Here is a 25354-nt window from a genome sequence, read left to right as displayed (position 1 = left end):
CCCGCCCTCAGGCGAAGGCGTAGACATCCATCGCCAGCACGCCATGCTCCACGCTGTGGTGCAGCCGGCTGGCTTCTCCGCCCGCGCCCAGCGCCACCAGCAGCGGCTGGAAATGCTCGGGGGTGGGGTGGTTGCGTCTTGCCTGGGGCGCGGTTTCCCACGCCAGCAGCGCGTCGCGCTCGCCGTTCGTCAATCTCTCGTGCACCCAGTCGGCGAACTCGCCGACCCAGGCCGGCATCGGTGTGCCCTGCACCTGCATCTCGCTGAGGTTGTGGGTCAGGCTGCCCGAGCCGATCACCAGTACGCCCTCTTCACGCAGCGCCGCCAGCTTCTCGCCCAGCGCCATCAGGGCCTGATTCGACCAGGTCACCGGCAGCGACAGCGACACCACCGGGATATCCGCTTCGGGAAACATCAGCGACAGCGGCGCCCAGACGCCGTGGTCCAGGCCGCGCTCCACCGGCACGGCATTGAGCTTGCGTGCTAGGCGCAGCGCCAGTTCCGGCTCGCCCGGTGCCGGGTACTGGCACTCGTAGAGCTCACGGGGAAAGCCGCCGAAGTCGTGGATGGTCTCGGGTTGCTGGCTGACGCTTACCAGCAGGCCCTCGCTGGCCCAGTGGGCCGACACCACCACGATCGCCTTGGGCGAAAGACCGGCGCCGAGTTCGCGTAGGAAGTCGTGCGCCGGCCCCGGGGTGAGGGCCAGCATGGGCGAGCCGTGGGAAATGAACAGGCTGGGCAACATGGCGATGCTCCTCGACGGATGGCGCCGCGGGGCGACGCCATCGTGGGAAGGATAGGTTGTGGAAGACAGCGGGGCGAATGCCGCTCAGGCGAAGCGGCGGCTGACGACCAGACTACCGCTGCCGAGGCCGGCCTGCACCAGCAGGGTGATCGCCCAGAACACCGGGTACTCCCAGCCACCGCCCGGGTTGGAGAAGACCCAGCCGTTGCCGGCATGCACCCAGGCGGCGCCGAGCAGTACCGGAATCAACGCCAGGCTCACCCAGCGGGTGTAGACGCCGAGCAGCAGGGCCAGGCCGCCGCCGACTTCGGCCAAGATGGTCAGGTAGGCGATGAAGCCGGGCAGGCCGATCGATTCGAAGTAGCCGACGGTGCCGGGTACGGTGAAGACGAATACCTTGAGCAGGCCGTGGGCCAGGGCCATGACGCCGAGCGAGATACGAAGCAAGGCGGTGGCATGGGCCTGGAGGGATTGGGTCTGGGAAGCGTTGGCCAGCGTGGGGCTGGCTTGCGTGGCTTGCGTTTGCATGGGAAGGACTCCGTTGTTGTCAGGGATGCCTTCACTTTACGCTGCACGCTTCCTGGGATAATCACCGCTAGGCGAACAACATCATTGCGCGAGAGGCGACAATCCCATCTCACGTTCCCACTCGGGAGGATCGCCCCAGGCCTCGGCCAGGAAATCGAGCAGGCGCTCGACCTTGGCCGGCAGGTGGCGTCGCGCGGGGTAAACGCCGTGAATGCCAATGGTCACGCTGGCTTCCTCGACCAGCACCGGCACCAGGCGCCCGCTTTTGATGCTCTCGTTGATCAGGAAGCTTGGCTGGTGGGCGATACCCAGCCCGGCCTCGGCGGCCTGGGTCAGCACGTCGCCGTTGTTGCTCTCCAGCGGGCCATGGACCGCCAGGCGCTCGCTGCCGAACTGCCAGTCGGTGCCGCTGGCCGTGCGGTAGCGCAAGCAGCGGTGCTCGGCCAGTTCGGCCAGCGTGCGCGGCTCGCCGAAGCGAGCCAGGTACTCGGGCGAGGCGCACGGTACCATGCGGCAGCGCGCCAGGCGGCGCGCCACCAGGCTGGAGTCGGGAAGTTCGCCGATGCGGATCGCCAGGTCGTAGCCCTCCTCCAGCAGGTCCACCCGGCGGTCGTTGAGGTCGAGGCGTACCTCCAGGGAAGGATGCTCGAGCATGAAGCGGGCGATGACAGGGGAGAGAAAGCGCATGCCGAAGGACATCGGCCCGTTGACCCGCAGCCGGCCGCACACCTCGGTGCTGCCGGCGCCCAGCTCGGCTTCGGCCTCCTCCAGCGCCTGCAGGATGCCCTGGGCGCGGGCCAGGTAGCTCTCGCCGGCCTCGGTGAGGTGCAGGCGCCGGGTGGTACGCTGCAACAGCCGCACGCCCAGGTGGCTCTCAAGCTCCATGATCAGCCGTGAAATCCGTGTGCGCGACAGGTCCAGCGTCTCGGCCGCTCGGGTATAGCTGCCGAGTTCGGCGACGCGCACATAGGCGGTCATGGCGTCCAGCAGGTTCATGGTCCCTCCTCGCGCTGCGTCAGTAACCCGTCATTTCCAGATAGCCCATGCCCTTATCTTCCCCGCTATCGGCATCGCGCGCGACCACTTCGCCCTCCCAGTAGGGCACGCTGGTGTCCATCCAGCGTTCGGCGTGGGTTGCCTCGACGATCAGCTCAATGCCGGCGCGGGGAACCTCGAGGCGCCAGCGGGTCGGCACCTCGCGCCCCGCGACCTGCTGCGTTTCGAGCGGTCTCATGGCGATCTCGTCCGGCGCCAGTGCGGTGGGCTCGCCTTCGGGCGAGATCCAGGTGCCCGAACGGTAGTCGCCACCGTCCTCGCCGCCACCGCGCAATTGAAAGGCCATCAGCTTGTGGCCGCTCTCCAGGTGCAGCGAGAACCAGTCCCAGCCCTGCTGGCGCTCGTCCAGCAGTTGGCTGCTCCATTCGCGGTCGAGCCAGCCGCGCCCGTGCACCGCGCGCGTCTCGCCATCCAGCGTCACCTCTCCTTCGATGCGCCAGAACGGCTGGCTGTAGTACATCGAACCCTGGCCGTCGGCCGATTTCTGGCTGAATCCGGCGTCGCCGTGCAGCACCAGCGGCCCTTCGGCGGTAAGGGTCAGCGCATAGCCGAAGCCGCCATACTCGTCGTCCTGGTGGGCTGTCAGTTCCAGTTCGGCGAAGGTGTCGGGCTCATCGTCTGACGTTTCGTCTGATGTTTCTCTATGGCTGGCCAACTGCCAGTGATCGATCCAGGCGCGAAAGGGCTCGGCGACCGCGCCCGCCTGCCCATCCTCGTCGCTCGAATGGCTGCGGGCGAAGCGCTCGGCCACCCGGTGGCTCTCGCCTTGTGATACCGCCATGTGCGCCATCCACAACTGGTCGGCGGCCCAGGGGCTGGGTGCGGGGCGCTCGTCCGGTGCAGTGAGCGCCTGGCGAAATAGCGTCCACTGCAGGCCCAAGGACTCGCCGTGCTCATCCGTGAGGTTGGTGGTGAGGTACCACCACTCGATGCGGTAGTCCGGGTGAGCGGCGTGGTCCTCGGGGAAGCTCAAGGCAATGCCTTCATGGGCCTGGGCGAAGTCATCGGCCTCCTCGCCCAATCCGGCGAAGCCGGCCGTCTGAGCGGGTGATGTCTCGTCGCCGCAGCCCACCAGCGAGAACACGGCCAGTAGAGTGGCCAATGCGACGATGCGCATCATGTGGCCTCCTCCGCGAGCAGGGCGCGGGGTGGCGTGCGCCAGAGTTTGACTGCCGGCAGGATGGCCGCCACTAGGGCCACGCCCACCGCGGTGGCCAGCGTCAGGGCCATCTCACCGGGGAAGACGTACAGCGGCAGGCGCCAGCCAAAGGCCGCCACGTTGATCACCGCCACCAGCCCCAGCGCCAGCAGCATGCCCAGCGGCAGCGCCAGGGCGCCGACGACGAAGGCTGCGCCGCCGAGCTGGGCCAGCTGTACCGTCACCAGCCGCGCACGCGGCACGCCCAGCGCCCATAGTGGGGCCAGCTGGCGACGACGTTCCCGGGCCTGGGCCAGCAGGCTCGCCAGCAGCGCCAGCGCGGCCACCGCCAGGGTCAGCGCGGAGAGCGCCCGGGTGATGGTGAAGGTGCGCTCGAAGATGCCGGTGGCGATGCGCTTTACCTCGCGCTGGTCCACCAGTTCGTCGCTGCCGATCGCGAAGCGCTGGCGCAGTCCCTCCCTCAGTGCTGTGCCAGTATGACCTTGGGCCAGCACGATGCCGATGGAGCCCGGCGGGGCGGCGAAGCGGCTGGCCAACTGCGATGTGGCCAGCAGCACTTCGCCTTGGGTATTACCGTAGTCGGGGTAGATGGCGGCCACCGGCAGCGTCTCCTGCCCGCCCGGCGCAGTGAGCGTGAGCCGGTCCCCCGGGGCGAGCCCCAGGTCGATGGCGAGCTGCTCGTTGACGAAGGCGGCCTCGCCCGCGGCGAACGCCTGCCAGGCGGCATCGCGCCCGCCGGCCTGGGTCGTGAGCAGCGGCCAGCTTGGGATCAGCGCCGCGCCGGGCGTGATACCGTAGACGCCCACCGCCAGCGCCAGCCCGCGAACTTCTTCGTCGCGTTCCACGGCAAGCAGGGTGGCCTCGCTGCGTCGGGTGGGCAGCAACTCCTCGACCTCGGGGCGCTCGGCCAGCCAGGCGTGGATGTCATTGTGCTGCTCGACGGGCGGGCGCAGGTAGAAGTCCGCCACCAGGCGTTGGTCGAGCCAGTCGAGGAAGGTGAGGCGGAAGCCGCCGACCATGCTGCTCACGCCCAGGTTGGCGGAAAGCGCGATCAACAGCGCCATCATGGCAAGTGCCAGCCGCGGTAGCTGGAGCTGCAGGTCGGCCAGGGCCCACTGGGCCAAGGGCTGGCGGCGCAGCAAGTGGCCGAGCCCGGCTAGCAGCTGAGTGATCAGCGGCGGCAGCAGCAGGGCGCTGGTGAGCAGCAGGGCACCGACCAGGCCGAAACCGGCCAGCTGCCCCTCGCCGGCGGGCTGGCGCGCCAGCCACGCCCATAGGGCCAGGCCCACCAGGGCGACGATGGCGCCTGCGGCGCTCATGAATCGCAGCTGGCGCAGGAAGCCGGCGCGCCAGGCCTGGGCCTGACCCAGCCCCAGCACGCTCAGCCGTGCCGCCCGCCACAGCACGCCGCTGCCGGCCAGCAGCAGCCCGCCCAGGGTTACGGCCAGCCCGCCGAGCCAATAGTGCCAGGGTAGGTTGAGAGTCACCGCCACATCGGCGCCGTACAGGCTGCCCAGGGTGGCCGCCACGTCGGGCAGCAGCACGCGCGCCAGCCACACGCCGCTGACGATGCCGGCCAGGGCGCCAGTGAAACCCAGCAACAGAAGCTCCAGGGCGAGCAGGGCGACCAGGCCGCGCCCCGATACACCCAGCGCACGCAGCGTACGCAGCAGCCCCAGACGCTGCTCCAGCGCCAGGCCCAGCGCGGCCTGCACGATGAATAGCCCCACCACCAGCGCCAGCAGCGCCATGGCGGTGAGATTGAGATGGAAGCTCTCGGTGAGCTGGCCGGGCGAGACCAGGGTGGCCGTGCGGGTCAGCACCAGCCCTGCCGGGGCCTGAGCGAGTGCCTCGGGAACGGTGACCAGCCGCGTGATCCGTTCGCCGCTGTCGAGCAGCGCCGCGGCGGCGGCGATATCCATCACCAGGGTGTCGGGCGGCAGCGCCGGGGCCAGCGTCAGCGGCGGCAGGCGACCCACGGCCAGGCGTGGCTCGGCGCCCGGTGCCTCGCGGTGGCTCAGGCCCAGGGCGGGCAGGGTGTCCGGGGCGATGCGTGTCTGCCACGGCGGGGTGAGAAAATCGGTCAGCTCGCCCTGGCTCGAGGCGGCGGCGAAGGCGCTGTCGCCGGGCAGGGTAAAGGGGTCGATGCCGATCACCGTCAGCCGGGTGCCGTCGGGGGCTTCGATGGTGCCCTCCAGCAAGGGTGATACCGGCAACCCGTCGCGGCGTAGGCGCAGGAAGTCGGCACGGGTCAGCGGCTCGCCGTCGCGGCGCTCCAGGCGGTCGAGCCCTGTAGAGAACAGCGCCTCGGCACGGGCGTAGCTGTCGCGGGCCGAGGCGTTGATCGCCTGCACGCCGCTCCACAGCGCGCTTGCCACCCACAGCCCGAGCAGCAGCATGGCGAGCTGGCCCGGATGGCGCTTGTAGTGGGAGAGCAGGGTGGCGAAGGCAGTCAGCATCAGCGGCGGCTCGGCTCTCGTTCTGACCTTTCTACTGCATGGGCCGGGTCAAGCCGGCCATGGGTCAGGCGCAGGCAGCGGTCCAGCGGCGCCGCCACCCGGGGGCTGTGGGTCACCATCAGCAGGGCGCTGCCGGCTTCTCGAACCAAATCCAGCAGCAGTTCGAGAACTTCGTCGGCAGTGGTCTCGTCGAGGTTGCCGGTGGGCTCGTCGGCGAGCAGCAGGGCGGGGCGCGGTGCCAGCGCGCGGCCGATGGCCAGGCGCTGCTGCTGGCCACCCGAGAGCTGCTCCGGGTAGCGCCGCTCGAGGCCGGCAAGTCCCAGTCGCTGCATGAGATGCGCTGACCAGTCAGGCTGCTCGCGCCCGGCCAGCCGTGCCTGCAGGCGCAGGTTGTCGATGACGTTCAGGCTCGGCACCAGGTGGAACTGCTGGAACACCAGGCCAAGGGTATCGCGGCGCAGCCGGGCGCGGGCCGGTTCGTCCAGCGTGGAGATCGAACGACCGGCAACGAGCACCTCGCCGGCATCCGGCAGGTCGAGTCCTGCCGCCAGGTGTAGCAGTGTCGACTTGCCGCTGCCGGACTCGCCCATCAGCGCCAGGCTCTTGCCGGCCCGCAGTTCGAGGTCGACGCCTTCCAGCACTGCAAGCGACCCCTGGGGCGTGGCGTAGGTCTTGTGAACCTGGCGAAATTCGAGCATGGCCGGGCCTTCCTTGGGTAAAGGCTCATCGTCCCACAAGCGGACGGCTCAGGCGAAGATGCGTTCGAACTCGTTGCTGAAGTCGGCGGAGGCGGGCTCAATCCCGATCAGGCGCTGGCAAAGATCGAGCAACCTGCGTGCTGTCTGGAACAGCATCTTGCTGAGGTCATGGAGCAAGTTGAAATGCTCAGCGATCTCGCTGTAGTCCGTGGCATAGTCAGGTGCTGCCATGTTTCGAACCATGCGGCAGCGCTGCCAGTCATCCATTGATTCGACGACACCCTGTTTCTCGAAAAAGGCGAGTACCTTCAGGAAGCTGTCGGTAGGCTCACCCATCAGCAGGGCGCTGTGCCGCATGGCGGAAGCGAGGGAGTCCTGCAGCTTGGCAAATCGCTCATTGATGGCAGCCAAGGTTTCGAACAGGTCGACGTCCTTCTTCTGCGCTTCCAACTGGGCAGCATCGATCGGCCACTCGAGCTTGCCATCAGACTGATGAAGAAACCATGCGCAGCGCTGAATGGCTTCGAGCAGCCTGGCAAGGTGGAGTCGCTGTTCTTCGAGCAGGTCGTGTGTCATGCCGCCTCTTTCAATGGGCAACCTTGATTAAGGGCAATGGCTTGGAAAGGCGAAGGCTTCCTGTCCCGCGAGTAAGCCAAAATATCCACAGGCAGGTAAAGCCTCTCTTCGAGCTTGCACTTGATCTCGGCCAGGGAAAGGCGTGGCAGCGGACTTGAAGAGATGAGCAGAAGATCGAGATCGCCGCCCTTGCGGTTGTCGTCCAGGCGAGAGCCGAACAACCGCACTTCGACGTCTCCACCGATAATATCGTGGACAGTCGTCAGGATGATATGAACCTGTTCATGTGTCAGGCGCATTGCGGTGTGCTCCATCAATGGCATGATGAGTCTAGCATCATTACGCAATATTACGCTTGTAGGTGAGCCAGCCTTGACCGTCACGGTATCCATGCATTTCGTCAACGAGCTGTTTCGCGGCGTGCCCGAGAGCGAGGCGGCCCGTGAGGCCTATCTCGCCCGCGCGGGTATCTCGCCGTTCCTGCTCGCGGCGCCCCATGGGCGGGTCACCGTGGAGCAGTTCGCCACCCTTTATCGGCTCCTGGTCAACGAGCATGACGACGAGACGCCGGGGTTCTTCTCGCGGCCGCTGCGCGGGGGCACGCTGAAACTCTTGTGCCTGAGTGTGCTGGAAGCGCCGACGCTGAAGGTGGCGCTGCACCGTTACACGCTGTTCTTCCGCATCGTGCTGGACGACTTCGGCTACGAGTACCGCGTCGAGAATGGCTTGGCGCGGGTGGCATTGGTGGAGCACCGGCCACCGGCGGGCAGTCGTATCCTGGTGCACGAGCTGATGCTCAAGCTGTTCCACGGCATCAGTTCGTGGATGATCGCGCGCAAGATCCCGCCGGTGAAGATGGAGTGCGCCTATCCTCAGCCGGCTCACAGCGCCGACTACCTCTACTTCTACCCGGGCAAGGTGAGCTTCGAGCGGCCGCAAACCGCCATCTACTTCGACGCCGCCCTGCTCGAGCAGCCGATCCGCCAGACCAAGAAGCACCTGGGCGCCTTCCTGCGCCGGGCACCGGCCGACTGGTTCTACGTCTCCTTCGAAGAGCGGCTGGTGTCGCACCGGGTGCGGGAGCACCTGGCGAGGAACCTGGCCACGTCGGGCTCGGTGCACGACGTCGCGCGGGCGCTGCACATGTCGGTACGCACCCTGGCGCGTCGGCTGTCTGCCGAGGGCACCCACTTCCAGGCAGTGAAGGACGAGTTCCGGCGCGACTTCGCCATCCAGGCCCTGATCCGCTCCGAACGGCCGCTGCTGGCCATTGCCGACGAGCTGGGGTTTCGCGATCTAGCCTGCTTCAGCCGCGCCTTCAAGGCGTGGACGGGCAACTCACCCGCCGCCTATCGGCGGGCGATCGCGGCCTTGCCTCAGCCTGCCTGATTCACACCTCCTGACGGATTCGCTTCTTGTCGAGCTTGCCCACGCTGGTCTTGGGAATTTCATCGACGAAGCGCACGAAGGAGGGAATTGCCCAGCGGTTGATGCGGCCCTCCTCGACGAAGCGTTCAAGGAACGCCTGGACCTCCTCGGCCTTGGGCGGAGCGTTGAGGTCGCTGGGTACCGCCAGCGCGGCGGGGCGTTCGCCCCACTTCTCGTCGGCCACACCGATCACCGCCACCTCCGAGATGCCCGGGCACTGGCCGATCAGGTTTTCCAGCTCCAGCGAGGAGATCCATTCGCCACCGGTCTTGATCACGTCCTTGATGCGGTCGCGTATCTGCAGGAAGCCGCGCTCGTCTACCACCGCCACGTCGCCGGTGTGCAGCCAGCCGTCGCGCCACAGCTCCTCGCTGCGTATCTCCTCCTTGTAGTAGCCCTGGGTCAGCCAGGGGGCGCGCACGCGCACTTCGCCGACGCTCTCACCGTCGTGGGGCAGCGGTGTGCCGCTCTCGTCGACCACCTGAAGATGCACCAGCGGCACGGCCACGCCGGCCTTGCAGCGCCATGGCAGCTGGGTGGCGAAATCGGCCTCGTTGATGTCCTTGGGCAGTATATCGGCGGTGAGCAGCGGGCAGGTCTCGGACATGCCGTAGGCGCTGCGGGTGTCGATGCCGAGCTCCCACGCCTTCTGCGCCAGCGGCTGGGTCAGGGCACTGCCGCCCACCAGCACCTTCCAACCGGTGAGATCGACCTTGCCCGAAGCGATCGCCTCGGCGCTGACCACCATGTTGAGCAGGGTCGGCACGCAGTGGGAGAAGTCGACCTTCTCGCCCACCAGCAGCTTGACCAGCATCTCCGGCTCGTAGCGCCCCGGGTAGACCTGGGTGGCGCCCATCAGCGTGGCGGTGTAGGGCACGCCCCACGCATGCACGTGGAACATCGGGGTGATCGGCATGTACACCTTGTCGCGGTTGAGCAGCTCGAACCCCGGCGTCTGGAAGGTGCTGGCCTCGCCCAAGGTGTGCAGCACCAGCTGGCGGTGAGTGAAGAACACGCCCTTGGGGTTGCCGGTGGTGCCGGTGGTGTAGAACAGCGTGGCCACCGCATTCTCGTCGAAGGTGGGAAAGTCGTAACGGGTCGGCTGCTCGGCCAGCAGCGCCTCGTACTCGCCGACCAGGTTCAGCGAACTCTGTATTTCGGCAGGAGCATCCTGGCACAGCAGGTAGCCGCGTATGCGCGGCAGACGTTCTGAAAGCGGCTCGAGCAGCGTCACGAAGTCCTCGTGTACCAGCACGAAGTCGTCTTCGGCGTGCTCCATGGTGTAGTGGATCTGCTCCGGCGACAGGCGCACGTTAACGGTGTGCAGCACTGCGCCCAGCATGGGAATGGCGAAGAACGCCTCCAGGTAGCGGTGGCTGTCCCAGTCGAGTACCGCCACCACGTCACCGGCCTTTACGCCCTGAGTGCTGAGCACGTGGGCGAGCTGATGTACCCGTTCGCGGAAGCGCCGGTAGTCGTGGCGGCTCAGGTCGCGGTAGACGATCTGGTTGTTGCCGGCCATGCGCACGCCCGAATCGAGCAGCTCGCCGATCAGCAGCGGCGGGTTGGTCGCGGAGGGCGTGGCGGGGAGGATCTTCGGTGTGACGGTGTTCATATGCGGCTCCTTGTATTTGTATCCGTCCTGAGAGGGCGCTTGCCTAAGCCGTCCTTTCGATCAACAGGGCAATACCCTGGCCGCCGCCGATGCACAGCGTGATCAGCCCATAGCGGCCGCCGGTGCGTTCCAGCTCGGCCAGCGCCTTGATGGTGAGGATGGCGCCGGTGGCGCCGACGGGATGCCCCAGCCCCACGGCGCCGCCGTTGGGGTTGAGCCGCTCGGCGGGGAAGTCGAGCTCACGTGCCACCGCCATGGCCTGGGCAGCGAAGGCTTCGTTGGACTCGATCACGTCGATATCGGCGATGGAAAGCCCGGCCTCGTCGAGGCAGCGGCGCACGGCGGGAACCGGACCCAGGCCCATCAGGCTGGGTTCGACCCCGGCAGTGCTGGCGCAGATCAGCCGGGCTCGCGGTGTCTGTCCGCGGCGACTGGCCTCGTCGGCGTGGGCCAGCACCAGGGTGGCGGCGCCGTCGTTGATGCCTGAGGCGTTGCCGGCGGTGACCACCCCCTCCTTGGCGAAGGCGGGCTTGAGCCGGGCGAGATCTTCCAGGGTGACGCCGTCACGCACGTGCTCGTCACGGTCGAACTGCCGTTCGTTCTTACCTTCACGCACCGTGACCGGCACGATCTGCTCATCAAAGCGGCCCTCGGCGATGGCGCGGGCAGCCTTGCGGTGGCTTTCCAGGGCGAAGCGGTCGATCTCCTCGCGGCCGAGCCCGCAGCGCTTGGCGATGTTCTCCGCGGTCACGCCCATGTGGCCGCTGCCGAAGGGGTCGCTGAGCACGCCCAGCGTCAGGTCGGTGACGTTGGCGTGACCCATGCGCAGGCCGTTGCGCGCCTGGGGCGGCAGCAAGTAGGCGCCGCGGCTCATCGACTCGGCGCCGCCGGCCAGTGCCAGGCGGCTGTCGCCGAGCACGATCTGTTGTGCCGCCGAGAGGATCGCCTGCACGCCGGAGCCGCACAGGCGATTGACGTTGAAGGCCGCCGCACCCTCGGGCACGCCGGCTTCCAGCGCGATGTGCCGGGCCAGGTAGGCATCCTGCGGCCCGGTGGTGATGATATGGCCGTAGACGGCGTGGTCGATCTCGCCAGCCTCGACGCCGGCACGGGCCAGCGCCTCGCGGGCGGTAACGGTGCCCAGCTCATACGGGGCGAGCCCGGCCAGGCTGCCGCCGAAGCTGCCGATGGCAGTGCGCGCACTGCCGAGAATGACGACGGAATCGAGCCGCATGGAGTTCTCCTGTCTTCTTGAATTGCCCTTCTGAATTGCCGTGAGCAAGCGATCAGGCGGCGTCGCTCTTGCCAAGCAGCGAGCGGGCGATCACTTCCTTCATGATTTCCGAGGTGCCGGCGTAGAGGGTCTGCACGCGGGCATCCAGGTAGAAACGCGAGATCGGGTATTCCCGGGTATAACCATAGCCGCCGAACAGCTGGAGGCAGGCGTCGATGGTGCGGCACTGCATCTCGCTGAGCTGAAGCTTCAAGATGGCGGCGTCGGTGGCGCTCATCTCGCCCTGGCGGTACTTGGTCACGCACTGCTCGAAGTAGGCGCGGCCCATGTCGATCTGCGCGCGCACCTCGGCCAGGGTGAAGCGGGTGTTCTGGAAGTCGCCCACGGCGCGGCCGAAGGCGCGCCGCTCGCGCACGTAGTCGAGGGTCAGCGCCAGCGCGCCCTCCATGGCGCCCAGCGCCTGGGCCGCCACGCCGAGGCGCTCGCGGGGCAGCTCCTGCATCAGGTAGGCAAAGCCGGCCCCCGCTTCGCCGAGCAGGGCATCTTCGGGCAGGCGCAGGTCATCGAAGAACAGCTCGGCGGTGTCGCTGGCGTGCTGGCCGATCTTCTTGATCGGCTGGCCGCGGGAGAAGCCGGCAAGCGAGGTGTCGACCAGGAACAGCGAGACGCCGCGGGCGCCGGCAGCGGGGTCGGTCTTGGCGCAGACGATCACCAGGTCGGCCACCTGACCGTTGGTGATGAAGAGCTTGCTGCCGTCCAGCCGCCAACCCGTTTCGGTACGGCTGGCGCGGGTCTTCATTGCCGCCAGGTCGCTGCCCGCGCCGGGCTCGGTCATGGCGATGGCGCCGATCGCCTCGCCGCTGGCCATGGCCGGCAGCCAGCGCTCGCGCTGGGCCGGCGTGGCGATGTGCAGCAGGTAGGGCATCACGATGTTGGCGTGAATGTTGTAGGCACTGGCCAACCCGCCGAAGCCCTGCTGCGAGATCTCCTCCAGCGCCAACTGGACGATGGCGAAGTCGGCGCCGCTGCCACCCAGCTCCTCGGGCAGGTCGATACCCAGCAGGCCGGCTTCGCCGAGCTTCTGCCACAGCGAGCGTGGCATCTCGCCGGCGGCCTCCCACGCCTCGTAGTGGGGCGCCACTTCCTGCTCGAGGAAGCGGCGGATGGTGTCGTGGAACAGCGGCGTCAGGTCGTCTTGCGGCGTGCTCATGGATCAGCCCAGCTCCTTGCGCAGGTGGCGTTTGAGAATCTTGCCGGCGGTGCTCTTGGGCAGGGCTTCGGCGAACAGGATCCGCTTGGGCACCTTGTAGGGCGCCATGTGGGCCTTGGCGTGGGCGATCAGTTCCTCTTCGCTCACTTCGGCGCCTTCCTTGGTGACCACCACGGCGGTGATCGCCTCGATCCACTTCGCGTCGGGCAGGCCCACCACGGCGACTTCGGAAACGGCAGGGTGCTTGAACAAGCCCTCTTCCACCTCGCGGCTGGCCACCACCACGCCACCGGTGTTGATCACGTCCTTGATGCGATCGACGATGTAGAGATAGCCCGCCTCGTCGAAGTAGCCCACGTCGCCGGAGTGGAACCAGCCGCCGGCGAAGGCTTCCTCGGTCATCTCGGGCTTGTCCCAATAGCCGGTGAGCAGCTGCGGTGAGCGGTGGACGATTTCGCCATGCTCGCCATGCGGCACGTCGTTCAACTCCAGGTCGACCACGCGGGTCTCCACGGTGAGGATGGGGCGGCCCGCCGATGCCGGGCGCTCGGCGTGCTCCTCGGGGCGCAGTACGGTGGCCAGCGGAGCGATTTCGCTCTGGCCATAACAGTTGTAGAGCCCCACGCCGGGCAGGCGTTGCTGCAGCTCTTCCAATACCGGCACCGGCATGATCGAAGCGCCGTAGTAGGCCTTCTTCAGCGTGGAGAGGTCGAAGGTGTCGAAGTCGGGATGACGCAGCAGGCCGATCCACACCGTGGGCGGGGCGAAGAACGAGGCGATGCCCTCGCTGGCGATCTGCGCCAGGCAGTCGTCAGGCAGCGGCGCCATGCGCAGGTGCACCGGAGCACCCAGCAACAAGCCCGGCATCAGGAAGACGTGCATCTGCGCCGAGTGATAGAGCGGCAGGGCGGCCAGCATCGGCTCGTCGCCCTTGATATCCAGCTCCACCATGCAGGCCATGTACTCGGCGAGCAGCGCCTGGTGAGTCATCATCGCCGCCTTGGGGGCGGCCGTGGTGCCCGAGGTGTAGAGCAGCTGGGCCAGGCTGTCGGCTGCCACGGCCACGCCCGGCTCACTGGCGTCGCTGTCTTGGTCTAGGGCCGTTTGCAGTACGTCGAAGCCTTCCGACGCTTCCGCATGGAGGGTGCCGGAGAGCGTGAGGCCAAGCCCTCCGCTCGCCTTCGTCACGTTCTCGGCCAGGCTCAGGTCGCTGAGCAGCCCAGTCGCGCCGGACTGCTCGAGGATGTAGTGCAGCTCGTCGGCGCTCAGGGCGAAGTTGATCGGCACGTGCACCAGGCCGGCGCGGGTGGCGGCGAGCCAGGCGATCACGTAGGCGTCGGAGTTCTTGCCGTAGGCCGCCAGGCGGTCGCCTGGCGACAGACCCGCCGCAAGCAGGCGATTGGCGACCCGGTTCACCGCCCGGTTCAGCTCGGCGTAACTCCAGCGCCGGCCCTCGAAGGCCAGCGCCAGCTTGTCGCCATGCTTGCGCGCGCTGCGGCTGAGCGCGGCGCCGATGGTGTGCTGCTGAATACGCTGTGATGCTGTCATCTCCAGTTCCTCCTTGCCCCGTGAGATGCCCGGACCAGGTGCAGGGGGAGCAAGCCTGTCCCGGTGGCGCTGCCGTCGACGCTCTCCGGGGTGCCTCGCTGCCCAGTTTCATCCTCTCGCGCTTGTGCCTGGGCGAGTGCCCGTTCCTCGGAAGCGGGGCGGATATCCCGCTCCTCAGGGCAAAGGACGGCAAGGAGAGAGGCGTCAAAATCGCTGGATGTCATACCGGTTCCTCCCGTCGTGTCAGGCACCGTTAGTCACCAGGTGGCACTGGCTCTCAGATAGCGGGCGGAAGGCTTCCTCGGCGGGAATGGTGCGCACCACGCGGAACAGGTCGTCCTCGTTCTGGGATTCTTCCGGCGTCTTCACCTCGACCAGGTACATGTCATGCACCATGCGGCCGTCCTCGCGGATGTAGCCGCCCGTGGCGAAGATGTCGTTGATCGGTGTTGCCGCCATCTGCCGGCGCACGGCTTGGGCCTCGTCGGTACCGACGGCATCGACTGCCTGGAGATAGTGCAGGGTGCTGGAATAGAGTCCGGCGTGAACCATGGTCGGCATGCTGCCGGTGCGCTCGCGGAAGCGTTCGGCCCAGGCGCGGGTTTCGTCGTTGAGGTCGTAGTACCAGGCCTTGGTGAACTGCAGCCCCTGGGCGGCATCGAGGCCGATGCTGCGCACGTCGGTGCTGAACAGCACCATGCCGGCCAGCACCTGGCCCGCCTGGGTGATGCCGAATTCGCCGGCGGTGGTAATGGCATTGATGGTGTCGGAGCCGGCGTTATTGAGTGCGATCACGTCGGCGCCGGAGGCCTGGGCCTGCAGCAGGAACGAGGAGAAGTCGCTGCTGGGGAAGGGGTGGCGTGCCTTGCCCACGACGCTTCCGCCGTTCTCGGTGACCACTCTTTCAACGTCGCCCTCCAGGGCGTGTCCGAAGGCGTAGTCGGCGCTCAGCAGGTACCAGTTCTTATGGCCTTCCTGGGTGATCGCCTTGGCGGTACCGTTGGACATCGCCCAGGTGTCGTAGACCCAATGAATGTGGTTGGGCGAGCAGCTCTCATTGGTCACGCCGGAGGAGACGGCGCCGTTGACCAGACCCAGGCGGTTCTCCTCTTCCAGCAGCCCAACGGCGGCCAGGGTGACCGAAGAGGCCACCAGGCCGGTGACCATATCGACGTTGCGCTGGTCGATCCACTCGCGCACCACGCTCGAGCCCACGTCGGGGCTGTTGCGGTCGTCGGCGCTGAAGACCTCGATGCTGGCGCCGGCCACGCTGCCACCCACGTCTTCGATGGCCATCTGGATGGCATCCAGCCCCATGGGGCCGATGGGGTCGCGGTAGGGGCCCGACATGTCGGCCAGATAGCCGATGCGGATCTCGTTGTCGGTGATTTCGGCCTGTGCAGCCTGACCGGCAAATAGGATGGAGGCGGCAAGCGCACCCAGAGCGAAGCGGCGTGTCGTTGTCATTGTGTGGCCTTTGGCTTGTTGTTGTGGCGTCTGGCATTACCAGAGCGAGCTGTGGATAAGTCTGTGCATAATCTGGTGAACTTTTGTGCAAAGGGTGTGGGCTGCCTTGTGTGGGCGGCTATGCCCTTATGAATGCTCGTTCATGGTAGGAAAAAAGTGGTTGGCCAGGTTTACGCATCGCGCCACAGTCTTTGCATTTCGTGCCATATTTTCATGGCAAAGAGGGAGGTGAGACTTTCGTTCAAAGAATGCAAATGCAGAACGTGCCACGGGTCTCAATAAAACACGCCTGAGTCAGTCAGTAGCAGGAAGGCTTGAAGGGGGAGTACGAAAAAGGGGTGCCGCTGGCACCCCTGTGGATACTATCGATTAGGCCTCAATGGCTATGACCGTGGCCATGATCATCGTGGCCGTGGCCGTGGTCGTCATCGTCATCGTCATCGTTATGGCCCGGCTCGGCCAGGGCGTCATGCAGCACCTGGGCGTTGTGGCGCATCATGCCCAGGTAGGTGCTGGCTTCGCCTTCCGAGGCAAGCGCATCGGCGTAGAGCGTGCCCGCAATCTCCAGGCCGGTCTCTTCGGCGAGCTGGTTGATCACCGCCGGGCTGGTCATGTTCTCGTGAAACAGGGCGCGTACGTTCTGCTTGCGAATCACGTCGATCAGCTGTGCCATGTCGGCGGCGCTGGGTTCGGCTTCGGTGGAGAGTCCTACCGGCGAGAGGAAGCGAATGCCATAGGCGTTGGCGAAATAGCCGAAGGAGTCGTGGCCGGTGATCACGCTGGTGGAAGACGGGACCTCGCCCAGCAGCTCGCGGATTTCGGCGTCGGTGGCTTCCAACTCGTTGATGTAGCGCTCGGCGTTCTCGCGGTAGGCGGCCTCGTTGTCCGGGTCCGCCTCGATCAGGCCATCGCGGATGTTGACCACGTAGATCTTGCCCATGGCCAGATCCTGCCAGCCGTGCGGGTCGTCGTCGCCATGATCGTGCTCGTCATGGTCGTCATGGTCGTGGTCATCGTGGCCGTGATCGTCGTGATCGTCGTGGCCGTGATCGTCGTGGTCATCGTGGCCGTGATCGTCGTGATCGTCGTGGCCATGGTCATCATGGTCATCGTCATCTTCATGGTCGTCGTGACCATGGGCATGGCCATGATCGTGGCCATGGTAGTCGAGCTTGTCGATACCGTCAGTGGCCGTTACCAGCGGACCGCGGTAGTCGCTGGAGTCGATCAGCCGTTCCATCCAGCCTTCGAACAGCAGGCCGTTGAACACCACCAGGTCGGCATCGGCCAGCGAGCGAGCGTCACGCGGGCTGGGGGAGAAGACGTGGGTATCGCTGTCGGGGCCGACCAGCGGGGTGACCTCCACATGCTCGCCGCCCACGTTCTGCACCATGTCGGCCAGGATGCTGAAACTGGTGACGACCTGAACGCGTTCGGCGGCAATGGCGGCAGGCAGCGCCAGCATGGCCGAGGCGCCCAGCATCAGGGCAGCGGATGTAGCGTGTCGCATGGAAAGTCTCCTCAGGTGATAAGCGTTTTGGGTATCTTCAGTGCGGTTCTGGCGTGCCGAGGGGTACGGCATGGCGCTGCAGCTTCGCCCTAAGGCTGTGGTGGCGGCCGAGCAGGGCGGAGAGCACGTAGCCCACGCCTGCCAGCAGGATGATGGCCGGCCCCGACGGAACGCTGAGATGGTAGGAAAGCAGCAGGCCGCCGAGGCTGGCGACAACGGCCAGCAGGATGGCGACGGTAATCAGCCCCTCCAGGCGCTTGCTCCAGAAGCGCGCCGTGGTAGCCGGCAGCATCATCAGGCCCACGGCCATCAAGGTGCCCAGGGTCTGGAAGCCGGCGGTGAGGTTGAGCACCACCAGGCCGAGGAAAATGCCGTGCACCAGGCTGCCCTGCATGCCTTGGCCGCGCAGGAACAGCGGGTCGAGGCATTCGACCACCAGGGCGCGGAAGATCAGCGCCAGGGTGATCACGATCACGCTGCTGATCGCCGCGATCAACACCAGCGCAGTGGAGTTCACCGCCAGGATCGAGCCGAACAGCACATGGGTGAGATCGACGCTGCTGCCGCCCAGCGAGACCAGCATGACCCCCGCCGCCAGCGAGATCAGGAAGAAGCTGGCCATGGCCGAGTCCTCCCGGTGCCCGGTCATTTGCGACACGCTGCCGGCCAGTACCGCAATCAACAACCCCGACAGCACGCCGCCCAGGCTCATGGCCGGCAGCGAGAAGCCCGCCAGCAGAAAGCCCAGTGCCACGCCGGGCAGAATGGCATGGGCCATGGCGTCACCGATCAGGCTCATGCCGCGCAGCATCAGGAACACGCCCATGGGCGGAGCCGCCAGCGACAGGGCCAGGCCGGCCACCGCCGCGCGGCGCATGAAACCGTAGTCGAAGGGGGCGATCAGCCACTCGTAAAGCACTTCCATCATGCGTCGACCCCCGGAATGCCCAGGGCCAGCCGTGCCGAACCGACGCTGGCGGGTTGGCTCTGAAGCACGGCTTGGGCAGTAGTCCAGCGGGCGTGCCCGCCCGTCAGTACCACGACTTCCTCCGCCAGGCGGGCAAGCTGTTCCATGTCGTGCAACACCACGATGATGGTGGCGCCTTCGGCCGCCATGTCCCGCAGCACCGTCATCAGTACCTCGACGGTTTCCGCATCGACGTTGGCGAAGGGCTCGTCGAGCAGCAGCAGTTCGGCTTCCTGCATCAGGGTACGGCCGATCAGCGCGCGCTGGCGCTGGCCACCGGAGAGCTCGCCCAGGGGGCGATGGGCCAGGTGGGAAATGCCCAGGCGCGCCATCACCTCGCGGCCACGGCGATAGTGACGGGCGCAGTAGCCGGTAAGCGCACCGTGGCTCGGCCAGCTACCGGTCATCACCAGTTCTTCCACGCTCATGGGGAAGGTGAGGTCCAGCGCCAACTGCTGGGGCAGCCAGGCGCGCCGCTCCTTGGGAACCGAGCAGATCACCTTGCCCGCCATGGGGCGCAGCATGCCCATGATGCCCTGGATCAGGGTGCTCTTGCCGGCGCCGTTGGCGCCGACCAGGGCGGTGATCGCACCGTCGCGAAAGCGGCCGCTCACGTGCTCGAGCACGGTGCGGTTGGCCTGGGCCAGCTGGAGGTCGTGAAGCTCCAGGCGTGAAGGGTGCGTCTCGGCCATCAGCCCCACCATCCTGCCGCCCAGGAGACGGCGAGCCAGAGCACGCCCAGCGGTGCGGCGGCCAGCAACAGGCGCCGCGTAGCGGAAAGCGACATCAACGAAAAATGGCACGGCCCCTCGGGGCGATGCCGATGCGTGCGGTGTGCCATGGGTGGCCCTCGCAAAAACCAATTAAGATATAACATAACAAGACGCCCGACAAAGGGGGAGTCTTCATTGCGACATTGAGCAACGGCAATCGGCCGATCCAAGGGCGGCAGTATCCAGGATTTGGCGCAGAAGGGAACCATTCAGCGCAACTGCCCGGCCTGCCGCGACGACATGACGCGCTTCGGCCTGGTGGTGCCCGTTTTCAACCCCCGATAGGGGCCCAGTATGACCGACACGCCATACCCCAGCCCCGCCAGCAGGATAATCGAAGGGCCGGAAGGCAGGCCAGCGTGGTAGGACACCAGCAGCCCCGTCACGCTGGACGCCAGGGCGATGCCGATGGCAATGGCGATCATGCCTTCGAGCCGCTGGCTCCAGTAGCGCGCCGCCGCGGCAGGCAGCAGCATCAACCCGGCCGCCATCAAGGTGCCCAGCGTTTGGAAGCCGACCACCAGGCTGATCACGACCAGTACCATGAACAGCGCATGCGTCCAGCCGGCGTGGCGCCCCTGCAGCGTCAGGAACAGCGGATCGAGGCACTCGACCACCAAGATACGAAAGGAGATGGCCAGGCCGACCAGGATCGTGCTGCTGCCAAGCGCCACCAGCCACAGCGTGCGGCCATCCACCGCCAATATGCTGCCAAACAGAACATGGCCGAGATCCAGGGCGCTGCCCGAAAGGCTGACGATGGTCACCCCGCCGGCCATGGCAATCAGGAACAGGCTGGCCATGGCGGCATCCTCCTTGAGGCCGCTGAACTGCGTTACGCCGCCGGCGAGCGCCACGGTAACCAGGCCCGCCAGCACGCCCCCGAACATCATCAGCGGCAAGGAAAAGCCGGCCAGCAGGAAGGCAATGGCCACGCCCGGCATGATGGCATGCGACAGCGCCTCGCCCATCAGGCTCATGCCGCGCAGCGTCAATAGCACCCCGAGGATCGGCGCCGTGAAGGAGAGCGCCAGGCAGGCCGCCAGGGCGCGGCGCATGAAGACGTAGTCGAAAGGTGACGTGAGCCACCAGAGAAGCGTATCGAGCATGAGGCAAGCCAAGGGTCGTTTTTGCGTATATGTTATATCATAACAAGATCGATGGCAGGTTTAATCTCGCTCAGGTGTCAGCCTGGTGCCCCTTTCGCTAGTGGCGTGCTTTGGAAGGGGCGGGAGGCAGCCAGCCCAGCCCTCAATAGCGCAACGCGACTCCCACCTGATTGGGCGCCACCAGCAGTGCATACTCGCCCTCGAGATGAATATCGCCCAGCGAGACCCGTGCCGGCTTGAAACGGTTGATGGCCACCGAGGCCTGGCGCGGCTGGGTCTGCAGCTGCAGCTCGCTGACCAGCATGCCGGTGGCGAAGTTGATCGCCCCGTCGCGACCGCGGCCATCGCCCACGCCGATCAACAGCCCCGAAGCGGCGTTTATCGCCAGCGAGCCCAGGCGTGCCTGCAGGCTACGGCGCTGGCGTTCCTCCTCGGCCACCGCATGCAGCAGCCGGCGAGCGCTCTCGATATCGCCATCGCCCTCGCGCAGTTCACGGTAGGCCGCCGGATGCGGCTGGCGATCCATCAGCGTGCCGGCCAGTGCCAGCGCCGACTTCACCACGCCCACCCGGGCATCGTAGCGGTCGTCGCGGTCGTTCGCCTCGCTGGCCTGGTAGCCATTGAACGCCAATGAAGTGGCGTAGACCCCGGCCCAGCCGTACTGCCATACGTTGGCCTGGCGTTCGCCGCGGGCCAGGGCATCCTCGTAGGCCTGGTACTCCTGCGTGGGCTGCTGGGCCAAGGCCAACGGTGAGAAGAGCATCACAACAGCGCACGCGAATGGCAGGAAGGGACGACGGGGCATGAGGAATTCCTTGTCAGGTCATAGAGGGTGTGTGGTCGTTGTCATTACAGCACAAGACGAAAGCCGGGAGCGCCGAAATGGCGCACCCGGCAAAGGGCAGGCGCACCCGACTACCGCGTGATGACGACCTCCAGATACTCCGAGGGCAGCACCATGGTGCCGTCCGTGGCGCGGTTCTGAGCATCGATCAGAGCGAGGATCTCCCCACGTAGCGCCTGGCCGGCCTCGTTATCCAGCGCTTCGAACGCCTTCAGTGTCGGCCCATAGTAGGTGCTGAACACATCCAGCCAATGCTGTGGCGACTGATAGCGGAAGGTAAAGTGCCGCGGCTGGGCCTCGATCGCCTGCACGTGCGGACCGAAATGCGTATCGAGAAAGTCCCGCGTGCCCCACGCCGCCGGGGAGCTCAGGCCTGCCGGCGGCGCCACGTAGCGGCCGACGGTCTTGAACAGTTGGCCGATGAAGCTCGCCGGGGTCCAGTTGGCCAGCCCGATCTTGCCGCCGGGCTTGCACACGCGGAGCAACTCGGCGGCGGCTTGGCCCTGGTTGGGCGTGAACATCACCCCGTAGGTGGAGATCACGTTATCGAAAGTGCCCTCGGAGAACGGCAGATTCTCGGCATCCGCCGTCTGGTAGTCGATCGCCAGTCCTTCCGCTTCGGCACGCTTGGCGGACTTGGCCAGCAGCGCCTCGACGTAGTCGGTAGAGACGACCTTGCAGAATCGTCGGGCCGCGGCCAGCGAGGCGTTGCCGTTGCCGCCTGCCACATCTAGCACGGACTGGCCGGCACGCAGGTCCATGGCTTCGCAGAGCTGTTCGCCGACGATCTGCAGGGTAACGCCGATGCGGGCATAGTCACCGGCACCCCAAACCGCTTGTTGCCTGGCCTTGATAGCCGTGTAGTCGGGACCGGCGACTTGCGATTCGAGAGAGGTAGAGAGGGTCATGGCAAAACTCCTTTGATGGATTGTCATAGTGCTGCCGTCGGTCATCCCTGGGCGGGCACTCCCGAACGACAAACTCAGCCTATGCCGTGCCGTCGACGGCGGCTTGTGGGCCGAGGGGGAATTTGTGGGGAATTTCGTGGTGAAGACGTGGCGGCCGGCGCTACAGTGCCAACAAACGCATGCCATGCTTCTGCCCGACCAGTGCCACAACCTGCTCGGACGTCAGGTCGGGCTTGATTCGGTAGGCATTGCCCAGCGCCTGGCGTGCAAGGTCATGCCTGCCATCACGTCGGTGGATTGCGGCCAGCACGATGTGGGGCATGTAGCAGCGGTCGTCACGCTGGCAGGCCAGCTCCGCTTGCTCGCGGGCGGCGCTGCGATCGCCGAGGATCAGGTGTGCCATGGCGAGTACCGCGCCCCAGATCGACAGACGACTATCGAGCGGGCTGATACGAATGCCGTGGCTCAGGTGGACGACCGCTTCTTCCGGGCGATTTCCGGCCAGGGACGCAGAGCCCAGTGCCGCCCAGGCCTGGGCATTGGTCGGATTGAGCTCCACGGCCTTGCGTAGTATTGGTACGCCACGGTCGGGATAACCGATATCGGCCAATGCGCAGCCGGCGTAACCGAGCACGATCGAGTCCATGCTATCGAGTTGCAACGCGTGCTCGGCGGCATCGAGCGATTCCGCCCATGCCTGCTCGCGATCGCTCAGCAGATCGAAGCGATGCCCCAGGCCACATACCAACGAGAGATAGGCGGCCGCCAAGGCGAATCCCGGCTCCAGCCGCCAACTGCGCCGCAGGAGGTTCGCCGCCACCGAAAAGGACTCGTGATGCCAGCCCTTGAGCGCCAGGATGCCGCTGGCCTCGAGATAGAGCTGACGTGCACTATGCTCGCCATCGATGCTGCTCACCGTTTGATAGATGGCACGGTGCAGCTGCGGTTCCAGCTTGGCGATGATCATGGGCACGCCGACCTCGAGGGCCTCGCACACTGGGCCGGCCAGGGTGAAGGTCTCGGCCCATAGACGAAAGCCGGCCCTGGCATCGGCCAGATGCACAGTGACGCGCATCCGCTCCGTACCCTCGTCGAGCCAAGCCTGTACGCTACCTTCCAGGATGTAATCGATACCCAGTGCCTCGTGAATCTCACGCGCTGCCGGCGTCACCGGACGGTCATGATAATGTCCACTCTGTGCGCTCAGGCGCAGCAACGGTATTCGCGTGAGGACGGAGCTCAACTCGTCAGTCAGCGCATCGGCAAACCGAACGAGTTCGGGCGTGTCGGCAAGCGCTCGCAGCGGCAGGATGAGCAGGGAGGGGTCGTTGCTGTTGATTGCCGGGGTAGCGACGGTTGCGAAACGTCTCGGCGGAGCATCGTCGGTCTCGGAGACGTTCGCGGTGAAGCGGAAGCCGCGGCCGCGTACCGTCTTGATGTAGGTCTGGGTGTCGCCGCTGTCGTCCAGCGCGCGGCGTGCCTGCTTGATGCAGGAAGCGACGGTGGCATCCGAGACGATCCGCCCCGCCCATACGGCATCGATCAGTTCGTCGCGCCTGAAGACCCGATCCGGATGGTGGGCGAAATGCACGATCAGATCGAACACCATCGGCTCCACGCGACGCAGCTCGCCGTGACGACGCAGTTCGTAGTGCGCCGTATCGAGTTCGAAATCATCAAACCGGAGGGTCATGGCGTTGCGCCGTCCCAGGCGTTCATTGGGTGTCGTTAGTCTGGTTTAGAGTATGGTGCAGGGTGCACGCAATCGCCTCGTCCCACTGGCGATACCGAGCCGCAAAGGAGATGCTGCAATGATTGTCGCCCCCCGCCATTCGATGGCGATTCTTTTCGGCTGGCTGCTGCTGGTCGCCCTCGTCGCGTTGACCGGTGTGCTGACGCCGCCCGGCGCCTGGTACGCCGCACTCGACAAGCCGCCGCTCACCCCGCCTGACTGGCTGTTCCCGGTGGCATGGACGACGCTCTACCTGATGATGGCCGTGGCCGCCTGGCGGGCTACGCTTCGGGTGCCTGCCGCGGAGCGCTTCACGGTGCTGTGGCCGCTCGTCGCCCAGCTAGCGGCCAACGGGCTTTGGTCGATCCTGTTCTTCGGCCTGCACTGGATCTTCGTTGCCCTGGCCGACCTGCTGCTGCTGTGGGCCCTCATCCTGCTCACGATCAGCCGCTTCGCCCGCGTTTCGTCACTCGCCGCCTGGTTGCTGGTGCCTTACCTGGCCTGGGTTGGCTTCGCGGGGTATCTCAATGCGGGCATCGGCTGGCTGAACGGGTAGGCGAGCCGCCAGTCGCCATGTCACAGCGGTTCCCGCCGGACCATGGCGCGAACCTTGTCGAACAAGTCGACTTCGCCCATCTGGCCACCCTTGAGAATGACGGGTAGCCGTTTGCCATCCGCGAAGTGCGCGCAGCAGATGGCGACGCCCGGCGACAGCTGCCCCGTATAGTCGATGCTGCGCGGGGCGAGGGCGTGGATGGACAGGCTGGAGGTATCGCCCCCCGCCACCAGCACCGTGCCGGCGGCATGCTCGGCCATCAGGCGTGCCAGCAGCTCGGCAGAGCGCTGCGCCATGGCGGCAGGCGACAGGCCGTGGCCCAGGTCCTCGTCGAGCACCGCCAGCACGTGATGGCCCGAAGCCAGGAGTTCGTGGAGCCGGCAATAGGGTTCGTCAGGCCGGTGCGCGAGGGAGTCGGCGGGAATGACGACCTTGGCAAACCCGGTGGCGGCTGTTACCTGGGCGGCGGTCATGGGCGAACGGCTGCCGACGAACACCAGCAGGGGGCCGGGCAAGGTGTCCGGCAACTGAGGTGGAGAAGCCTCGGGAAAGCAGGTCTCGGCCACGCTGCTGGGCCCGACCCAGAGCTGGGGAAACGGTGAGTGTTGCAGCCGCGCCATGAGCGCTCGCTGGTCGCTTTCGTCCAGTACGTCGCACAGCATCGGGTTGCCGGGCAGTGTCTCGCCGCTGCGTAGCGCCAGGAGATCGAGCAGCGCCAGGTTCGGCAGCCCCAGGGCGTCGAAATGGCGCCGCAGGTCCGCTTCGCGCATGGGAGTGACGGGGTGGTCTCGCATGACGGGGTGGCGGTCGATCCGGTGAAGGTTGCCATCGCCTCCCTTGGCGAACAGATTGCCGAACAGACAGTAGCGGCCGAGGCTTGGCTGGCCCCCCAGGATGACCGTGGTAGCCGGGGCCAGGCCTTCGGTCAGCACTTGCATGGCAGCGGCGATGTTGCCAACGGCTGCGCTGCTGTCGAAGGTCGAGCAGACCTTGAGGTGGATGACCTCTGGCGCATGGGGCTTCAGGGCTTCGGCGATGTGCCGCATGGTCGCGGTCAATTCATCCCGCTCCATGCTGCGGGCTGCCGTCGCGATGCCGAAGGCGTCGAGGTCGCGCACTTCCGCCAGGGTGGGCGGGGCCAGGTAAAGCCGTGTCCTCAGGCCCGCCCGGCTCAGCGTGGCGAGCGTATCGGACGCCCCGGTGAAGTCATCCGCAACGAAGACGTAGCGCAT

Annotated in this window: 24 protein-coding genes; 2 read left to right on the top strand and 22 right to left on the bottom strand. The window is 66.4% G+C overall.

The annotated features are described in order from the left end of the window. Positions 1 to 7 precede the first annotated feature (7 nt). The 8 genes from ACUY1T_RS20300 to ACUY1T_RS20265 form a co-directional block, all read right to left on the bottom strand. Complete coding sequence (locus tag ACUY1T_RS20300; RefSeq protein ID WP_446025380.1) at positions 8 to 745, bottom strand: DODA-type extradiol aromatic ring-opening family dioxygenase; 738 nt, start codon at positions 743 to 745, stop codon at positions 8 to 10. 84 nt (positions 746 to 829) lie between these two features. Further along, the gene (locus ACUY1T_RS20295; RefSeq protein ID WP_446025379.1) at positions 830 to 1273 is read right to left on the bottom strand and encodes a DoxX family protein; all 444 of its coding nucleotides are present in this window, start codon (positions 1271 to 1273) and stop codon (positions 830 to 832) included. An 81-nt stretch (positions 1274 to 1354) separates the two neighbouring features. Next, complete coding sequence (locus ACUY1T_RS20290) at positions 1355 to 2269, bottom strand: LysR family transcriptional regulator (protein WP_446025378.1); 915 nt, start codon at positions 2267 to 2269, stop codon at positions 1355 to 1357. Between the two features lie 19 nt (positions 2270 to 2288). Continuing rightward, positions 2289 to 3449, bottom strand: coding sequence for a lipocalin-like domain-containing protein (locus ACUY1T_RS20285; RefSeq protein WP_446025377.1), 1161 nt, complete (start codon positions 3447 to 3449; stop codon positions 2289 to 2291). Beyond that, positions 3446 to 5947, bottom strand: coding sequence for an FtsX-like permease family protein (locus ACUY1T_RS20280; protein ID WP_446025376.1), 2502 nt, complete (start codon positions 5945 to 5947; stop codon positions 3446 to 3448). Before ACUY1T_RS20280 ends, ACUY1T_RS20285 begins: the two co-directional genes overlap by 4 nt. Further along, on the bottom strand, positions 5947 to 6645 hold the full coding sequence (locus ACUY1T_RS20275; RefSeq protein WP_446025375.1) for an ABC transporter ATP-binding protein: 699 nt from the start codon (positions 6643 to 6645) through the stop codon (positions 5947 to 5949). The genes ACUY1T_RS20280 and ACUY1T_RS20275 overlap by 1 nt, the downstream gene beginning before the upstream one ends. A 48-nt stretch (positions 6646 to 6693) precedes the next feature. Beyond that, positions 6694 to 7221: a hypothetical protein gene (locus ACUY1T_RS20270; protein WP_446025374.1), complete on the bottom strand. Its 528-nt coding sequence runs from the start codon at positions 7219 to 7221 to the stop codon at positions 6694 to 6696. Next, a complete protein-coding gene (locus ACUY1T_RS20265; RefSeq protein WP_446025373.1) occupies positions 7218 to 7613 on the bottom strand; it encodes a nucleotidyltransferase domain-containing protein in 396 nt (131 codons plus the stop codon). Before ACUY1T_RS20265 ends, ACUY1T_RS20270 begins: the two co-directional genes overlap by 4 nt. On the opposite strand from ACUY1T_RS20265, the gene ACUY1T_RS20260 reads away from it, so the two are divergent. After that, entirely contained in the window at positions 7594 to 8610 is a 1017-nt protein-coding gene (locus ACUY1T_RS20260; RefSeq protein WP_446025372.1) for an AraC family transcriptional regulator, read from the top strand. The genes ACUY1T_RS20265 and ACUY1T_RS20260 overlap by 20 nt on opposite strands. A gap of 1 nt (position 8611) precedes the next feature. Here the strand turns inward: ACUY1T_RS20260 and ACUY1T_RS20255 are convergent, their stop codons facing one another. The 13 genes from ACUY1T_RS20255 to ACUY1T_RS20195 form a co-directional block, all read right to left on the bottom strand. Further along, positions 8612 to 10264 (bottom strand): fatty acid--CoA ligase, encoded by a 1653-nt coding sequence (locus ACUY1T_RS20255; protein WP_446025371.1) that lies wholly within the window; start codon positions 10262 to 10264, stop codon positions 8612 to 8614. Positions 10265 to 10307: 43 nt separating this feature from the next. After that, a complete protein-coding gene (gene bktB / locus ACUY1T_RS20250; RefSeq protein WP_446025370.1) occupies positions 10308 to 11498 on the bottom strand; it encodes a beta-ketothiolase BktB in 1191 nt (396 codons plus the stop codon). 52 nt (positions 11499 to 11550) lie between these two features. Then, positions 11551 to 12708 carry an acyl-CoA dehydrogenase family protein gene (locus ACUY1T_RS20245; protein ID WP_446025369.1) on the bottom strand — a complete coding sequence of 386 codons (1158 nt, stop codon included), beginning with the start codon at positions 12706 to 12708 and terminating at the stop codon, positions 11551 to 11553. 3 nt (positions 12709 to 12711) lie between these two features. Then, entirely contained in the window at positions 12712 to 14256 is a 1545-nt protein-coding gene (locus ACUY1T_RS20240; protein ID WP_446025368.1) for a fatty acyl-CoA synthetase, read from the bottom strand. 243 nt (positions 14257 to 14499) lie between these two features. Next, complete coding sequence (locus ACUY1T_RS20235; protein WP_446025367.1) at positions 14500 to 15723, bottom strand: ABC transporter substrate-binding protein; 1224 nt, start codon at positions 15721 to 15723, stop codon at positions 14500 to 14502. A gap of 376 nt (positions 15724 to 16099) precedes the next feature. After that, entirely contained in the window at positions 16100 to 17233 is a 1134-nt protein-coding gene (locus tag ACUY1T_RS20230) for a metal ABC transporter solute-binding protein, Zn/Mn family (protein WP_446025366.1), read from the bottom strand. A 37-nt stretch (positions 17234 to 17270) separates the two neighbouring features. After that, positions 17271 to 18161, bottom strand: coding sequence for a metal ABC transporter permease (locus ACUY1T_RS20225; protein WP_446025365.1), 891 nt, complete (start codon positions 18159 to 18161; stop codon positions 17271 to 17273). Further along, complete coding sequence (locus ACUY1T_RS20220; RefSeq protein WP_446025364.1) at positions 18158 to 18892, bottom strand: metal ABC transporter ATP-binding protein; 735 nt, start codon at positions 18890 to 18892, stop codon at positions 18158 to 18160. Before ACUY1T_RS20220 ends, ACUY1T_RS20225 begins: the two co-directional genes overlap by 4 nt. Then, positions 18892 to 19041: a hypothetical protein gene (locus ACUY1T_RS20215; RefSeq protein WP_162832591.1), complete on the bottom strand. Its 150-nt coding sequence runs from the start codon at positions 19039 to 19041 to the stop codon at positions 18892 to 18894. Before ACUY1T_RS20215 ends, ACUY1T_RS20220 begins: the two co-directional genes overlap by 1 nt. Positions 19042 to 19182: 141 nt before the next feature. Beyond that, positions 19183 to 20082: a metal ABC transporter permease gene (locus ACUY1T_RS20210; protein WP_446025363.1), complete on the bottom strand. Its 900-nt coding sequence runs from the start codon at positions 20080 to 20082 to the stop codon at positions 19183 to 19185. Positions 20083 to 20224: 142 nt separating this feature from the next. Next, on the bottom strand, positions 20225 to 20887 hold the full coding sequence (locus tag ACUY1T_RS20205) for a hypothetical protein (protein ID WP_446025362.1): 663 nt from the start codon (positions 20885 to 20887) through the stop codon (positions 20225 to 20227). A 110-nt stretch (positions 20888 to 20997) separates the two neighbouring features. Continuing rightward, on the bottom strand, positions 20998 to 21834 hold the full coding sequence (locus ACUY1T_RS20200) for a class I SAM-dependent methyltransferase (RefSeq protein WP_446025361.1): 837 nt from the start codon (positions 21832 to 21834) through the stop codon (positions 20998 to 21000). 160 nt (positions 21835 to 21994) lie between these two features. Further along, positions 21995 to 23527 (bottom strand): winged helix-turn-helix domain-containing protein, encoded by a 1533-nt coding sequence (locus ACUY1T_RS20195; RefSeq protein ID WP_446025360.1) that lies wholly within the window; start codon positions 23525 to 23527, stop codon positions 21995 to 21997. Between the two features lie 118 nt (positions 23528 to 23645). Between ACUY1T_RS20195 and ACUY1T_RS20190 the strand changes: the two genes are divergently transcribed. Beyond that, on the top strand, positions 23646 to 24122 hold the full coding sequence (locus ACUY1T_RS20190; protein WP_446025359.1) for a TspO/MBR family protein: 477 nt from the start codon (positions 23646 to 23648) through the stop codon (positions 24120 to 24122). A gap of 20 nt (positions 24123 to 24142) precedes the next feature. Here the strand turns inward: ACUY1T_RS20190 and ACUY1T_RS20185 are convergent, their stop codons facing one another. Continuing rightward, positions 24143 to 25354 (bottom strand): four-carbon acid sugar kinase family protein, encoded by a 1212-nt coding sequence (locus tag ACUY1T_RS20185; RefSeq protein WP_446025358.1) that lies wholly within the window; start codon positions 25352 to 25354, stop codon positions 24143 to 24145.

Source organism: Billgrantia sp. Q4P2, from assembly GCF_052806135.1.
The sequence above is the reverse complement of the archived record's forward strand: the minus strand, read 5'-3'. Positions and strand labels throughout refer to the sequence as shown.